Raw genomic sequence first — 13781 nt, forward strand, 5'->3', positions numbered from 1 at the left:
GGGCTCTACCGAAGAAGAGCACGACATTGCTCACATTGCTTCCAGTTGCCCGCTTCGGCGGGCCCTTTTTTTACCCGCCTGAATGCATTACAGCATGCCCCGGCACGTTGTCAGCTTCTGTACGTATATAAAAGCCCGCTAATGTTGTCCGTCGCGCGCCTGAATACCGTGTTTTTTCATGATGGCACGGAGTTGATGATAGGTGACGCCCAGTAAGCTGGCCGCCCGGCGCTGATTATACTTTGCCTGTTGCAGGCTGATTTCCACCACGTCACGTTCCTGCTGGTTCTGCCACTGGCGCAGATCAAGCGGAAGTGAAGGCAGGGCGGTTGGCGACTCGGTAGCAGGCAAGGGGGCGGCCCTGTCTGCGGCTTCACTGCGGCGGGCAAACGGGTTAATGATGATTTCATCCAGCGCGGTATCGCTGGTGTTATGGCGATAGACGGATCGTTCGACCACGTTTTTCAGCTCGCGCACGTTGCCCGGCCAGTGATGCTCAAGCAAGGTTTGCTGTGCGCGGGGCGTAAAGCCGGGAAACAACGGCAGTTTGAGCTCCCGACACATCTGTATGGCAAAATGGTCAGCCATGACCAGAATGTCGCTGCGGCGCTCCCGAAGCGGCGGCAACTGCACCACATCAAAGGCCAGGCGATCCAGCAGATCGGCCCGAAACTTACCGGCTTCGGCCAGCGCGGGTAAATCTTCATTGGTGGCGCAGATCAGGCGCACATTAACCTGAAAAACGTGGTTTCCGCCCACGCGTTCCAGTTGGCCGTATTCAATTACCCGCAACAGTTTTTCCTGAACCAGCATGGGGGCTGTCGCCAGTTCATCAAGAAACAAGGTGCCGCCATCCGCGCGCTCAAAGCGGCCCAGATGACGTTTTTGCGCACCGGTAAAGGCACCTGCCTCATGGCCAAAAAGCTCAGAATCAAGCAGATTCTCGTTCAGCGCCGCACAGTTAAGAGAGACAAAAGGGCCCTGCCAGCGGTCAGAAAGGTAGTGCAGACGGCTGGCAATCAGCTCCTTACCTGTCCCGCGTTCGCCTATCACCAGCACAGGCTTCTCCAGCGGCGCGAGCTTTGACACCTGCTCCAGCACTTCCAGAAAGTTATTTGATTCGCCCAGCAAATTGTCGTTGTTCACAGACATGATGAATTTCGCCACTGATTAATCAATTTAACTATATTAGGTCAGGCAAAAAAAACTGCCAGCTTATTATCGTAATTAAAATCAATAAGATAAAAATTGGCACGCATCTTGAATTAGTCCTCACCAGCAAGCTAAAACTATGACCATCAAGAGGAGCATCATTATGGGTATTTTTTCTCGTTTCGCTGACATCGTTAATGCCAACATCAATTCACTGCTGGAACGCGCAGAGGATCCGCAGAAACTGGTGCGCCTGATGATTCAGGAGATGGAAGATACGCTGGTCGAGGTGCGTTCGACGTCAGCCCGCGCGCTGGCCGAAAAGAAACAGCTGTCACGCCGTATCGAGCAGGCTGAGCTACAGCAGGCTGAATGGCAGGAAAAAGCAGAACTGGCGATTCGCAAAGATAAAGAAGATCTGGCCCGTTCTGCGCTTATCGAAAAACAGAAGCTGACCGATCTGATCGCCTCGCTCAAACGCGAAGTCGAACAGGTTGACGAAACGCTGACGCGCATGAAAGGTGAGATTGCTGAGCTGGAGAAAAAACTGAGCGAAACCCGCGCGCGCCAGCAGGCGTTGACGCTGCGCCATCAGGCCGCCTCGTCATCCCGTGATGTCCGCCGTCAACTGGACAGTGGTAAAATTGATGAAGCCATGGCGCGTTTCGAATCGTTTGAACGCCGAATCGATCATATGGAAGCGGAAGCGGAGAGCCACGGTTTTGGTAAACCTAAAACCCTGGATCAGCAGTTTACTGAGCTGAAAGCCGATGACGAAATCAGTCAGCAACTGAATGCGCTGAAAGCCAAAATGAACCGCAGCGAATAAACCGCCGCTGACAGTAGGAAAGGATTAAGGAGAGTCAATGAGCGCACTATTTTTGGCGATACCTCTTACAATATTTGTGCTGTTCGTGGCCCCCGTCTGGCTGTGGTTACACTACAGTAACAAGCGCAGCGGCGGAGCGGAGCTGTCACAGAGTCAGATGCAGCGTCTGCAACAGGTGACCCGGGATGCTCAGCGCATGCGCGAACGCATTGATGCGTTAGAAGCGATCCTGGATGCAGAACATCCTAACTGGAGGCAGCCATGATAAGAGGCCGTAAATTATGGCGTAAGCCTGACGAAGGAAAGCTGATGGGCGTCTGTGCCGGGCTGGCTGAGTATCTGGATGTGCCGGTGCGGCTGCTGCGTATCATTGTGGTGTTATCGCTGTTCTTTGGGCTGTTTGTGTTTACCGTGATCGCCTACTTTGCGCTGGGTTTTGTGCTGGACGTAAAACCTGCTGGCGTGGACAACGGTGAAGCTCAGCCCACAGCCAGCGAACTGCTTGACCAACTGGAAACCGCGCTGCAACAGGATGAGCGTAATGTTCGCGATATAGAACGTTACGTCACCTCTGAAACGTTTAGTGTGCGCAGTCGTTTCCGTCAGATTTAATTATCGTCTGCTACGGGCCAGACCGGCCCGTCTGCTGATGACCGGGAGGTATTCATGACCGTTTCGCGCGCAGCAACGTTTCGCCATCGTGCCACACCTGCATTGAAGTCAGCCGCCAGATTCATCATTATCAATGCTGTTACTTACGGGCCTGCCGGTGTGACCGGCTGGGCCGTCAAATCGGTCGCGCGCCGTCCACTGCGCATTTTGCTTGGCCTGGCGCTTGAGCCGCTATTGAAACGCGTGATGAACCGGGTAGCGTCGCGCTTCATCAGGGAAAACGATGAAAAGACTGCAAACTGAACTGATAGCATTAATGAATCGCGGCGTCGACCGCCACCTTCGCCTGGCGGTCACCGGTCTTAGCCGCAGTGGTAAAACAGCTTTTATCACCTCGCTGGTCAACCAACTTCTTTCTGTCCACAGCGGCGCTCGTTTGCCGCTGTTTTCCGTTGTGCGCGATGAACGCCTGTTAGGGGTGAAACGCGTGCCGCAACGTGACATGGGCACGGCCCGTTTCACCTATGATGAAGGGCTGGCGCAGCTTTACGGTTCACCACCTGCCTGGCCCACGCCCACGCGTGGCGTCAGCGAAATGCGCCTGGCGTTACGTTACCGTCCGCATGACTCGCTGCTGCGTCATCTGAAAGAGACCGCCACGCTCTATCTTGAAATCGTTGATTACCCCGGCGAATGGTTGCTTGATCTGCCAATGCTGGCACAGGATTACCTGACCTGGTCACGCCAGATGAACGGCTTGTTGCAGGGCGATCGCGCCCTGTGGGCGCAACCCTGGCACGACCTGTGTCAGCGCCTCGATCCGCTGGCACCGGCTGACGAGAACCGTTTAGCCGACATTGCCGAGGCCTGGACTGACTACCTGCATCGCTGCAAAGCCGAAGGATTACACTTTATCCAGCCAGGCCGCTTCGTGCTGCCCGGCGATATGGCGGGCGCGCCCGCACTCCAGTTTTTTCCGTGGCCTACCGCTGACGATGCCCAGGCGGCGAAACTGGCGCAGGCGGACAAAGGCAGCAATTTCGCCATGCTGCAACAGCGGTTTCATTACTACTGCCAGCATGTTGTTAAAGGATTCTATAAAAACCATTTCGTACGCTTTGACCGCCAGATTGTGCTGGTGGACTGCCTGCAACCGCTTAACAGCGGCCCGCAGGCCTTTAACGATATGCGGTTAGCCCTCACGCAGCTTATGCAGAGTTTTCACTACGGTCAGCGCACGCTGTTTCGCCGTCTCTTTTCGCCGGTGATCGATAAGCTGCTGTTCGCCGCCACCAAAGCCGATCACATTACTCACGACCAGCACGGCAATATGGTGTCCCTGTTACAGCAACTGGTGCAGGATGCCTGGCAAAATGCCGCGTTTGAAGGTATCAGCATGGACTGTATTGGTCTGGCTTCGGTACAGGCGACCCAGAGTGGACAGGTTGATCATCAGGGTGAAAAAATCCCCGCGTTGCGCGGGCACCGCTTAGCGGATGGCGAGGCACTGACGGTCTATCCGGGTGAAGTTCCCCCGCGACTGCCGGGGGCGGCGTTCTGGCAACAACAGGGTTTTCAGTTTGAGCAGTTTCGCCCACAGCAACTGGATATCGATCGTCCTCTGCCGCACATCCGCATGGATGCGGCACTGGAGTTTTTACTGGGAGATAAATTGCGATGAGCGATCCGTTAAAGCCGCGTATTGATTTTGCCACGCCGCTGAACGACAAGCCGAATGACGTGTTGCGTCCGGCGCAAACCTTCGACGCGGAAGCCCGGAACGCGTTTTTAGCCGTTGCAGAAAGCGAGACGGCGGTGGAAGAGGAAAGCGCAGGGGAGCGCGCCGTCGAAGCGGCCCTGAAACCCAAACGCAGTTTGTGGCGCAACATGGTCGGTGCCGGGCTGGGCCTGTTTGGGATCAGCATCGTGGCGCAGGGCGTGCAGTGGAGCCACAACGCCTGGCTGGCGCACGACTGGTTTGCGCTGGGCAGCGGGATGGCCGGGGGACTGATCGTGGCCGCGGGTGTCGGCGCGTTAACCCGCGAGTGGCGACGACTGTATCAGCTGCGTCAGCGTGCAGAAGAGCGCGATCTGGGTCGGGAACTGCTTAACAGCCACAGCGTGGGTAAAGGGCGGGATTTTTGCGAAAAACTGGCTCGCCAGGCCGAACTCGATCAGGCGCATCCTGCGTTACAACGCTGGCATGCTTCGCTCCATGAAACCCATAATGACGGTGAAACCGTGCGGTTGTATGCCCAACTGGTGCAGCCGGTGCTCGATCGCCAGGCCCGGCGGGAAATCAGTCGTCATGCCGCAGAATCCGCCCTGATGATTGCGGTGAGCCCGCTGGCGCTGGTCGATATGGCCTTTATTGCCTGGCGCAATATCAGGCTGGTCAACCGTATTGCCGCTATTTACGGTATTGAACTGGGCTACTTCAGCCGACTGCGCCTGTTCCGGCTGGTGCTGCTGAATATGGCATTTGCCGGCGCGTCTGAACTGGTGCGTGAAGTGGGCATGGACTGGATGTCGCAGGATATCGCGGCGCGCCTGTCCGCCCGTGCCGCGCAGGGCATTGGCGCAGGCCTGCTGACCGCACGTCTTGGCATTAAAGCTATGGAGCTGTGTCGGCCGTTACCCTGGCTGGAAAACGACAAACCCCGCCTGGGCGACTACCGTCGTGAATTGATAGGCCAGATAAAAGAAGCGTTGCAGAAGGGCGGAGAGAAACGCCAGTAACGGCTGTGCACTGAAACGTGAGTGCAGATGCTGTGCCTTCTGTGCTTTATCTCCTGACAACGTTGAGCGAATGTCACCGTCAGGGCTCTCCCGCCATCGCCACAGCCTGTCGTTTAAAAAAAACGCGCTTGCATAAAGGCTGTCAACTTTTCCTGACAGCCCCCTTTCTGCGGCGTAGGGGTTTAGCGTATTATCGCCGGATAATAAACGGATAAGGCCCACGCAATGCGTTTAGAAGTGTTTTGTCAGGACCGAATCGGCCTGGCGCGCGAATTACTGGATCTTTTGGTGGCGCGCGGAATCGATCTTCGCGGCATCGAAGTGGCCTCATCAGGCCGCATCTATCTTAATTTCTCCACGCTTGAGTTTGAGCAGTTCAGTAACCTGATGGCAGAAATCCGCCGCACGCCGGGCGTAACGGATGTTCGCACGGTGCCCTATATGCCTTCAGAGCGGGAGCATCGGGTACTGAGCGCCTTGCTGGTTGCCATGCCCGAGCCGGTTTTTTCTGTTGATCTCAGAAGCAAGGTAGAACTGGCCAACCCGGCCGCGCAAAACCTGTTTAATCTGGATGAGAACAAGATCCGCAATGTGAATGCCGACCACCTGATCAACGGTTTTAATTTTGGCCGCTGGCTGGAAAGCGAACGTGTCCAGGCGCAGGCGCAGCATGTGGTCATTGAAGGGCGCGATTTTCTGATGGAAGCCCATCCCATCTATCTGTCTGCCGACAGCGAACAGCAGGATCAGCTGGTAGGTGCGATGGTAATGCTGAAGTCCACCGCCAGGATGGGGCGCCAGTTACAAAACCTGGTGGTGACGGACGAAACGGAGTTCGATCATATCGTCGCCGTGACGCCCAAAATGCGTCAGGTGGTGGAGCAGGCACGTAAACTGGCAATGCATGATGCGCCATTACTGATTATTGGTGATACCGGCACCGGTAAAGATATGCTGGCCCGTGCCTGCCATTTACGCAGTGCGCGTGGAAAAATGCCGTTTCTGGCACTTAACTGCGCTTCACTTCCCGATGATGTGGCGGAAAGTGAGCTGTTTGGTCACGCGGCGGGCGCGTATCCCAATGCGCTGGAAGGCAAAAAGGGCTTTTTCGAACAGGCCAATGGCGGCTCGGTGCTGTTGGATGAAATTGGCGAAATGTCGCCCACGATGCAGACCAAGCTGCTGCGCTTCCTGAATGACGGCACCTTCCGTCGCGTCGGGGAAGAGCATGAAGTGCATGTCAACGTGCGCGTCATTTGCGCCACGCAGAAGAATTTATTCGAACTGGTGCAGCGTGGCGAGTTCCGGGAAGACTTGTTCTATCGCCTTAACGTCCTGACGCTTAACCTGCCGCTGCTGCGCGAGCGTGTGCAGGACATCATGCCGCTGACGGAAATGTTTGTGGCGCGTTTTGCCGATGAACAGGGGATTCCCCGACCACGCCTTTCTTCGCAGCTCAACGCGTTTCTGGTGCGTTACAACTGGCCGGGCAATGTGCGCCAGTTGAAAAACGCGCTGTATCGGGCGCTGACCCAGCTCGAAGGCCACGAATTGCGCCCTCAGGACATCGTACTGCCGGAACAGGCGCTCGATGTGTCGCTGGGAGAAGAGGCGATGGAAGGGACGCTGGATCAGATTACCCGTCGCTTTGAACGTTCCATCCTCACGCGTTTGTATCTTTCTTATCCCAGTACGCGAAAACTGGCAAAACGGCTTGGCGTTTCGCACACGGCGATTGCCAATAAGTTGCGGGAATACGGGTTAGGGCAGAAACGCGGGGACAGCGACGGCGAATAACAACACAGCGGATAAGCGGGCGCTTATCCGCTGTGTCCCGTCTTATTTCAGTGCGGCAAGCGCGGCATCATAATCCGGCTCGGTGGTGATCTCATTCACCAGCTGGCTGTACAGCACGTTGTCATGCTCATCCAGCACGATGACGGCACGCGCGGTCAGGCCCTGCAGGGCACCGTCAGCAATTTCCACCCCGTAATCCTGTTTGAACTCGCCACCGCGCAGCGTGGACAGCGTGACCACGTTATTCAGGTTATCTGCGCCGCAAAAGCGCGACTGAGCAAACGGCAGATCGGCTGAAATGCATAACACCACGGTATTATTCAGTTCGCCCGCCAGTTGGTTAAATTTACGTACCGAAGACGCACACACGCCAGTATCGACGCTGGGAAAAATATTCAGAATCTTGCGTTTTCCTGCATACTCAGAGAGTGAGACATTCGCGAGGTTTTTGGCCACCAGCGTAAAAGGTTTAGCGCTATCGCCGGGCTGCGGAAACTGGCCAGCAACCGCTACCGGGTTGCCCTGAAAGTGAACAGTCTGAGACATACGAATTCCTTCTAATGATGTTATCTGACAAAAAAATAGGGCATCAGTACAGATATAGCCTTTGTTTATGACATAAATTTTAAGGGTTTACGAGTGTAATTGTTGCCTGAATTTAAATGACAGTGATGAATCGCTGACAACAAGGAGCGCTAATGAGGACGGTAAAATGTTATCCCGAAGCCTGGCCGTTGCATACGCCGTTTGTCATCGCGCGCGGCAGCCGCACTGAAGCCAAAGTCGTGGTGGTGGAAATTGAAGAAAACGGAGTAAAAGGCACGGGAGAAGCCACGCCTTATACGCGCTATGGCGAAAGCGAAGCGCTGGTGCTGGAGCACATCGCGACGGTGATGCCCCAGCTTCAGCAGGGCCTGACCCGCGAGGCACTGCAAACGCTGTTGCCCGCAGGGGCCGCCCGGAACGCCATTGACTGCGCGCTGTGGGATCTGGCCGCCCGGCAGCAGCACCGCACGCTGGAGCAGGTCGTCGGCATTGCACCGATCGCGTTAGTGATCACCGCACAAACGGTCAGCATTGATACACCAGAGGCGATGGCCAGCAGTGCCCAGGCACTGTGGCAGCATGGCGCAACGCTGCTCAAAATTAAAATGGACAACAACTTTATCACCGAGCGCCTGATGGCGATCCGTGCGGCGGTGCCCGACGCCACGTTAATCGTGGATGCGAATGAGTCATGGCACGCTGAAGGCCTGGCGGCACGCTGCCAGCTGTTAGCCGATCTGGAAATCGCTATGCTGGAACAGCCGTTACCGGCTGGAGAAGACGAGGCGCTGGCAAATTTTATTCACCCTTTACCCATCTGTGCCGATGAAAGTTGCCACACGCGGGAAAGCCTGCCCGCGCTGCATGGGCGCTACGACATGGTGAATATCAAGCTTGATAAAGCCGGTGGGCTGACGGAAGCGCTGGCGCTGGCACAGGCTGCGCGCGATCAGGGCTTTACGCTGATGTTGGGCTGCATGATCTGTACGTCCCGGGCGATTCGCGCCGCCTTGCCGCTGGTACCTATGGTGCGCTTTGCCGATTTGGATGGTGCCACCTGGCTGGCTGTCGATGTCGAGCCCGCCCTGAAGGTACAGAACGGAGCATTAATCACGGCTGCCAGCGCAGCAGATTAACCATCACCTCCAGCCACGTTTCCGTCGCCTCATCTACCGCAATGACGGGCATCTCTGCGGTCACGCACGGCAGACTCAGGTCGTGACACCAACTGCCAAAGGAGCCGGGCGTGGCATAGCCCACGCTGCTGACGCGCGGCAAACCCGTCTGCGCGGCCAGCCAGGCACCGACCTCGGCGTGATGCGGATCGTCGATACAGGCCAGCGGCTCATGCCAGGAAACCACCCAGGCCGGTTTTAGCTGATGAATCAGGCTGCATAACGCCTGGGTTTCCGGCTCTGAGGCGGGATGTGCCCCTGTCGAAAGCGTCACATCCCGCGCGTCTGCCGCGCTGTTCCAGCGGTACACCGTTTCACCTGACTGCCAGTTAGCCGCCGGGAAGTTACGGTTCAGGTCAACGCCATTAGCATTCGCCCGCAGCCCCAGCTGGCAGCCATCGGGATTGACCGCCAGAACAACGTGATGACGGCGCAGGCCGTCAGGCAGGGTGCGCAGCGCCGCAGAAAGGGCCGCAATCGCGGCGTTTTCATCACCGTGCGTGCCAGCCAGAATCAGTCCACTGTTGCTGTCAGTCTGATTGGCGGGAAACCAGAGCAGCGGGGCACCCAGAACGGAACGCCCGTATTGCTGCCAGGAAATAGCCAGTTTTCCGCGCTGTGAGCGGGGATGCATTGACGGCATAGTGACATTCTCCAGAGGGTTTCCTTAAAAGTAGCGGAAAAGCCGCCGGGGGAAAATAGCTATTTATCAATCAGCAATTTGCGATAAAGTGGCCGGTAACAGGCTGACTCAGTGAGACGCTGATGCAGCACTTCTTTATCGTAAAGGGGTGAACATGATTATTCGCTTTTCTCCAACGCTAACCGCCCTGAGTCTGCTTAGCGCCACCTTACCCGTTTTTGCCGCAGAGGTGCCCGCAGGCGCGCAGCTCGCCGCAAAACAAGAGATTGTCCGTCACATCAAAGATGAGCCTGCGTCACTTGACCCGGCTAAAGCCGTGGGACTGCCCGAAATCCAGGTGATGCGCGATCTCTACGAAGGGCTCACCAGCCAGGATGCTCACGGGAAAATTGTGCCGGGCGTGGCACAAAGCTGGAGCAGCAGTGATAACAAAGTCTGGATTTTCACCCTGCGCAATAATGCACGCTGGTCTGATGGCGAGCCCGTCACTGCACAGGATTTTGTCTACAGCTGGCAGCGCGTAGTGGATCCTAAAACCAGTTCGTCTCAGGCCTCTTTTGTCGCGCTCAGTGGTTTAAGTGAGGCGGACGCTATCACTAAAGGGACGACAACACCGGACAAACTGGGCGTCACCGCGCTGGATAAACACCGCCTGAAAGTGACGCTCTCGCGCCCGGTGCCCTGGTTTCCGGCCATGGTGTCTAATGTGGCTTTCTATCCCGTCCCGCAACGCGTGATTGAGAAAGAGGGCGATCAGTGGACACAGCCCGGCAAGCTGGTCGGAAACGGCGCTTACCAACTTGACAGCCGAGTGGTTAACGAAAAAATCGTACTGGTGCGTAATCCGCGCTACTGGGATAACGCGCACGCCGTGTTAACTAAAGTGACCTTTTTGCCCATCAACGAAGAATCCAGCGCCACCAAGCGCTACCGCGCGGGCGATGTGGACATTACCGAATCGTTTCCTAAAAACATGTATGCCCTGCTGAAAAAGACGCTGCCGGGGCAGGTTTATACGCCGGATCAACTCGGAACCTACTATTACGCGTTTAATACGCAGCAGGGCCCTACGGCCGATGCGCGCGTACGCAAAGCGCTGTCATGGAGTATCGATCGCCAGGTTATCGCGGACAAAGTCTTGGGCACGGGTGAAAAACCGGCCTGGCACTTTACACCAGATGTGACCGCCGGATTTACACCGCTGCCTGCCTTGCAGCAACAGCATAATCAACAAGAGATGGACGCGCAGGCCAGAGCGTTGCTGGCGGCGGCAGGATACGGGCCGGCGAAACCCCTGAAGCTGACGCTGTTGTATAACACGTCTGAAAGCCACCAGAAGATTGCCATTGCGGTTGCATCCATGTGGAAGAAGAATCTTGGCGTGGACGTGAAGCTGGAAAATCAGGAGTGGAAAACCTATATCGACAGCCGAAACTCTGGACGCTTTGACGTCATCCGTGCCTCCTGGGTGGGGGACTACAATGAGCCGTCGACCTTTTTAACTCTGCTGACATCCGGCAACAGCAGTAATATCCCGCGCTTCAAAAATGCCGAATATGATGCCGTGATCGCCAAGGCGAGCATGGAAACCAGTGACCAGGCCCGCAATGCATATTACAACCGGGCCGAACAAATCATTGCGGAACAGGCCCCCATCGCGCCCATTTACCAGTACACCAATGGTCGCCTGATCAAGCCGTGGGTGAAAGGCTATCCGATCACCAACCCGGAAGATGTCGCCTACAGCCGTGAACTGTGGATTGAGAAACACTGATCTAAGGCGGCCTGCCTTGGGCCGCCTTCTGACATCTTTGTACACAGGCTCAGGATTGCAACTCAACACCGCCACGCTAGACTGTATCGTATTGATTTTGATAGCGGGGTAACGGTGTGGACGGTGTGAAAGGAAAATCGCTTCAGGTAACAGATGCCATCATTTCCTGCCAGTTGGATGGAAAGGGCGGCATGATACCGATTGATGAAACCCAGGTGCTGCACGATGAGCATCCCTGCTGGCTGCATCTCAATTATACCCATCCCCGCAGCGCTGAATGGCTGCAATCCACGCCTCAGATCCCGGATGCCGTGCGTGATGCGCTGGCCGGTGAAAGCATGCGGCCTCGCGTGTCCCGGTTGGGGGACGGTTTTATGATTGTCCTGCGCAGCGTGAACCATAACAGCGATGCGCGCCCTGACCAGTTAGTGGCAATGCGGGTGTTTATTAACGATCAGCTCATTGTGTCCACCCGGCGACGTAAAGTGTTTGCCGTGGATGAAGTGCTGACGGATCTCGAAAACGGTAACGGCCCGGTCAACTGTGGCAGCTGGCTGGTCGAGGTCTGCGATGCGTTAACCGGTCACACCAGCGAATTTATCGAAGATCTGCATGACAAAATCATTGAACTCGAAGATGCCTTACTGGACCAACGCATTCCCCCGCGGGGTGAACTGGGCCTGCTGCGCAAACAGCTGATTGTGATGCGCCGTTACATGGCTCCACAGCGTGATGTTTTTGCCCGGCTCGCCAGTGAGAAACTGCCCTGGATGGACGACAGTGAGCGCCGCCGCATGCAGGAGATTGCCGACCGGCTGGGGCGCGGCCTGGACGATCTGGACGCGGGCGTAGCCAGAACGGCCGTGCTGGCCGATGAAGTCGCCTCGGTAATGGCCGAATCCATGAATCGCCGCACCTATACGATGTCGCTGATGGCGATGATTTTTCTGCCCGCTACCTTTTTAACCGGGCTGTTTGGTGTCAACCTGGGCGGCATTCCCGGCGGCGGATGGCGTTACGGCTTCAGCGTGTTCTGTATTTTACTGGTCATACTGGCGTTAGGCGTGGCGGGGTATTTACGTAAGCGGCGTTGGCTTTGACAGACAAAGCCTGCGAATTGCCTTAGTGACAGAGGGCTTAACAGAAGTAAAGCTGATCGACATCAATACCTGCCGGAGGCAACTGACGCAAACTCTCTCCCGCAGGTGAATGCAACGTCAAGCGATGGGCGTTGCGCTCCATATTGTCTTACTTCCTTTTTTTGAATAACTGCATAGTACAGTTGATTCGACCTACGCCGGCCTTGTTGCCGGCTTTTTTTTACCTGCTGGCTGAAAGGCCTAATCTTTCCTAAGCTTAATGTTCATTCGCTACAGAGGAGCACGGTATGAAGGCGATACATAACAGCGAGCCGATTCCAACCGATCCGCCCCCCATTCCTCAGCCGCAACCCGATCCGCCACCGGATCCGGAGTTTCCGCCGATAATGGACCCGCCGCCTCACCGCAACGTATAAAAAAAGGGCATGCGTTTACGCGCATGCCCTTTACCTTTAATGTATTCAGCAGCGTTATTTAATTTCTAAAACATCAAGGCGTTCACTGACATCGGGTGCATCGTCTTCATCGCTGCGCCAGCCAACCGGATTCACCGGCAGGGTTTCGCGATCGAAAGCGAGATCGCCGCCATCCACCACCGCATCCCCGTGCTGAATGCCTTTGAAATCAAACAGATTCACGTCGGCCATGTGTGACGGCACGACGTTCTGCATCGCGCTGAACATGGTTTCAATCCGGCCCGGATAGCGTTTATCCCAGTCGCGCAGCATATCTGCCACCACCTGACGCTGCAGGTTAGGCTGCGAACCACACAGGTTACACGGGATAATCGGGAACTGACGCGCTTCGGAGAAACGAATGATATCTTTCTCGCGGCAGTAGGCCAGTGGACGAATGACAATGTGTTTCCCGTCATCGCTCATCAGCTTCGGTGGCATGCCTTTCATCTTGCCGCCGTAGAACATATTTAAAAACAGCGTTTGCAGGATGTCATCGCGATGGTGGCCCAGCGCAATTTTGGTACAGCCCAGCTCTGTGGCTGTGCGGTACAAAATGCCACGACGCAGACGCGAGCACAGCGAGCAGGTGGTTTTGCCCTCTGGAATCTTCTCTTTAACGATAGAGTAGGTGTCTTCCTCGACAATTTTGTACTCAACACCTTGCGCCTCAAGATATTCCGGCAGGATATGCCCCGGAAAACCGGGTTGCTTCTGATCAAGATTGACTGCCACCAGACTGAAACTCACTGGCGCGCTCTTCTGCAGGCTACGCAGGATCTCCAGCATGGTATAGCTGTCTTTACCACCGGACAGGCAAACCATGATGCGGTCGCCTTCTTCGATCATATTAAAATCGGCAATGGCCTCGCCTACGTGACGACGCAAACGCTTCTGGAGCTTGTTGAGGTTGTATTGTTCTTTCTTGTTAATTTCTTGATTTTGCAGCATTACGTCGC

The 13781-nt window shown here is 55.9% G+C and carries 15 protein-coding genes; 11 read left to right on the plus strand and 4 right to left on the minus strand.

The genetic code is table 11. The features are described 5' to 3' along the window. Positions 1-138: 138 nt before the first annotated feature. Positions 139-1152, minus strand: a complete 1014-nt coding sequence (pspF, locus tag C7433_RS01215) for a phage shock protein operon transcriptional activator (protein WP_110267458.1) — start codon at positions 1150-1152, stop codon at positions 139-141. A 163-nt stretch (positions 1153-1315) separates the two neighbouring features. Here pspF and pspA point away from each other — a divergent pair, with 163 nt between their 5' ends. From pspA to tyrR, 7 genes are all read left to right on the plus strand, one after another. Beyond that, positions 1316-1981: a phage shock protein PspA gene (gene pspA / locus C7433_RS01220; protein ID WP_006119300.1), complete on the plus strand. Its 666-nt coding sequence runs from the start codon at positions 1316-1318 to the stop codon at positions 1979-1981. A gap of 37 nt (positions 1982-2018) precedes the next feature. Then, positions 2019-2246, plus strand: coding sequence for an envelope stress response membrane protein PspB (pspB, locus tag C7433_RS01225; RefSeq protein ID WP_006119299.1), 228 nt, complete (start codon positions 2019-2021; stop codon positions 2244-2246). Then, entirely contained in the window at positions 2243-2593 is a 351-nt protein-coding gene (gene pspC / locus C7433_RS01230; RefSeq protein WP_039340218.1) for an envelope stress response membrane protein PspC, read from the plus strand. Before pspB ends, pspC begins: the two co-directional genes overlap by 4 nt. A gap of 54 nt (positions 2594-2647) precedes the next feature. After that, positions 2648-2896, plus strand: coding sequence for a phage shock protein PspD (gene pspD, locus C7433_RS01235; RefSeq protein WP_006119296.1), 249 nt, complete (start codon positions 2648-2650; stop codon positions 2894-2896). After that, positions 2877-4274, plus strand: a complete 1398-nt coding sequence (locus tag C7433_RS01240; RefSeq protein WP_039340220.1) for a YcjX family protein — start codon at positions 2877-2879, stop codon at positions 4272-4274. The genes pspD and C7433_RS01240 overlap by 20 nt, the downstream gene beginning before the upstream one ends. Continuing rightward, positions 4271-5332 carry a YcjF family protein gene (locus tag C7433_RS01245; RefSeq protein ID WP_110267459.1) on the plus strand — a complete coding sequence of 354 codons (1062 nt, stop codon included), beginning with the start codon at positions 4271-4273 and terminating at the stop codon, positions 5330-5332. The genes C7433_RS01240 and C7433_RS01245 overlap by 4 nt, the downstream gene beginning before the upstream one ends. A gap of 225 nt (positions 5333-5557) precedes the next feature. Beyond that, positions 5558-7129 carry a transcriptional regulator TyrR gene (gene tyrR, locus C7433_RS01250; RefSeq protein WP_110267460.1) on the plus strand — a complete coding sequence of 524 codons (1572 nt, stop codon included), beginning with the start codon at positions 5558-5560 and terminating at the stop codon, positions 7127-7129. Between the two features lie 42 nt (positions 7130-7171). Here the strand turns inward: tyrR and tpx are convergent, their stop codons facing one another. Further along, the gene (gene tpx, locus C7433_RS01255; RefSeq protein ID WP_006119290.1) at positions 7172-7675 is read right to left on the minus strand and encodes a thiol peroxidase; all 504 of its coding nucleotides are present in this window, start codon (positions 7673-7675) and stop codon (positions 7172-7174) included. A gap of 152 nt (positions 7676-7827) precedes the next feature. Between tpx and ycjG the strand changes: the two genes are divergently transcribed. Further along, positions 7828-8811, plus strand: a complete 984-nt coding sequence (ycjG, locus tag C7433_RS01260) for an L-Ala-D/L-Glu epimerase (protein WP_110267461.1) — start codon at positions 7828-7830, stop codon at positions 8809-8811. On the opposite strand, the gene mpaA is transcribed toward ycjG, so the two are convergent. Next, the gene (mpaA, locus tag C7433_RS01265) at positions 8786-9493 is read right to left on the minus strand and encodes a murein tripeptide amidase MpaA (RefSeq protein ID WP_039340227.1); all 708 of its coding nucleotides are present in this window, start codon (positions 9491-9493) and stop codon (positions 8786-8788) included. The two genes, ycjG and mpaA, sit on opposite strands and share 26 nt — an antisense overlap. A 154-nt stretch (positions 9494-9647) precedes the next feature. Between mpaA and C7433_RS01270 the strand changes: the two genes are divergently transcribed. The 3 genes from C7433_RS01270 (at position 9648) to C7433_RS24005 (ending at position 12783) form a co-directional block, all read left to right on the plus strand. Then, positions 9648-11267: an ABC transporter substrate-binding protein gene (locus C7433_RS01270; protein ID WP_110267462.1), complete on the plus strand. Its 1620-nt coding sequence runs from the start codon at positions 9648-9650 to the stop codon at positions 11265-11267. A gap of 116 nt (positions 11268-11383) precedes the next feature. Next, the gene (gene zntB / locus C7433_RS01275; RefSeq protein WP_006119281.1) at positions 11384-12367 is read left to right on the plus strand and encodes a zinc transporter ZntB; all 984 of its coding nucleotides are present in this window, start codon (positions 11384-11386) and stop codon (positions 12365-12367) included. 287 nt (positions 12368-12654) lie between these two features. Further along, positions 12655-12783: a hypothetical protein gene (locus tag C7433_RS24005; protein ID WP_255421282.1), complete on the plus strand. Its 129-nt coding sequence runs from the start codon at positions 12655-12657 to the stop codon at positions 12781-12783. A 54-nt stretch (positions 12784-12837) separates the two neighbouring features. Here C7433_RS24005 and ttcA read toward each other — a convergent pair whose 3' ends face one another. Next, a complete protein-coding gene (gene ttcA / locus C7433_RS01285; protein ID WP_054633709.1) occupies positions 12838-13773 on the minus strand; it encodes a tRNA 2-thiocytidine(32) synthetase TtcA in 936 nt (311 codons plus the stop codon). Positions 13774-13781 lie beyond the last annotated feature (8 nt).

Origin of the sequence: Pantoea sp. PNA 03-3, assembly GCF_003201175.1 — a bacterium.
Classification (GTDB): Bacteria; Pseudomonadota; Gammaproteobacteria; order Enterobacterales; family Enterobacteriaceae; genus Pantoea; species Pantoea stewartii.

What these genes read in the sequence shown, in the direction of transcription:
- C7433_RS01245 (WP_110267459.1), top strand. Translation starts at nt 4,271, where the DNA reads ATGAGCGATCCGTTAAAGCCGCGTATTGATTTTGCCACGCCGCTGAAC.
- pspF (WP_110267458.1), bottom strand. Translation starts at nt 1,152, where the DNA reads ATGTCTGTGAACAACGACAATTTGCTGGGCGAATCAAATAACTTTCTG.
- ycjG (WP_110267461.1), top strand. Translation starts at nt 7,828, where the DNA reads ATGAGGACGGTAAAATGTTATCCCGAAGCCTGGCCGTTGCATACGCCG.
- tpx (WP_006119290.1), bottom strand. Translation starts at nt 7,675, where the DNA reads ATGTCTCAGACTGTTCACTTTCAGGGCAACCCGGTAGCGGTTGCTGGC.
- pspB (WP_006119299.1), top strand. Translation starts at nt 2,019, where the DNA reads ATGAGCGCACTATTTTTGGCGATACCTCTTACAATATTTGTGCTGTTC.
- C7433_RS24005 (WP_255421282.1), top strand. Translation starts at nt 12,655, where the DNA reads ATGAAGGCGATACATAACAGCGAGCCGATTCCAACCGATCCGCCCCCC.
- mpaA (WP_039340227.1), bottom strand. Translation starts at nt 9,493, where the DNA reads ATGCCGTCAATGCATCCCCGCTCACAGCGCGGAAAACTGGCTATTTCC.
- tyrR (WP_110267460.1), top strand. Translation starts at nt 5,558, where the DNA reads ATGCGTTTAGAAGTGTTTTGTCAGGACCGAATCGGCCTGGCGCGCGAA.
- C7433_RS01240 (WP_039340220.1), top strand. Translation starts at nt 2,877, where the DNA reads ATGAAAAGACTGCAAACTGAACTGATAGCATTAATGAATCGCGGCGTC.
- ttcA (WP_054633709.1), bottom strand. Translation starts at nt 13,773, where the DNA reads ATGCTGCAAAATCAAGAAATTAACAAGAAAGAACAATACAACCTCAAC.
- pspD (WP_006119296.1), top strand. Translation starts at nt 2,648, where the DNA reads ATGACCGTTTCGCGCGCAGCAACGTTTCGCCATCGTGCCACACCTGCA.
- pspC (WP_039340218.1), top strand. Translation starts at nt 2,243, where the DNA reads ATGATAAGAGGCCGTAAATTATGGCGTAAGCCTGACGAAGGAAAGCTG.
- C7433_RS01270 (WP_110267462.1), top strand. Translation starts at nt 9,648, where the DNA reads ATGATTATTCGCTTTTCTCCAACGCTAACCGCCCTGAGTCTGCTTAGC.
- pspA (WP_006119300.1), top strand. Translation starts at nt 1,316, where the DNA reads ATGGGTATTTTTTCTCGTTTCGCTGACATCGTTAATGCCAACATCAAT.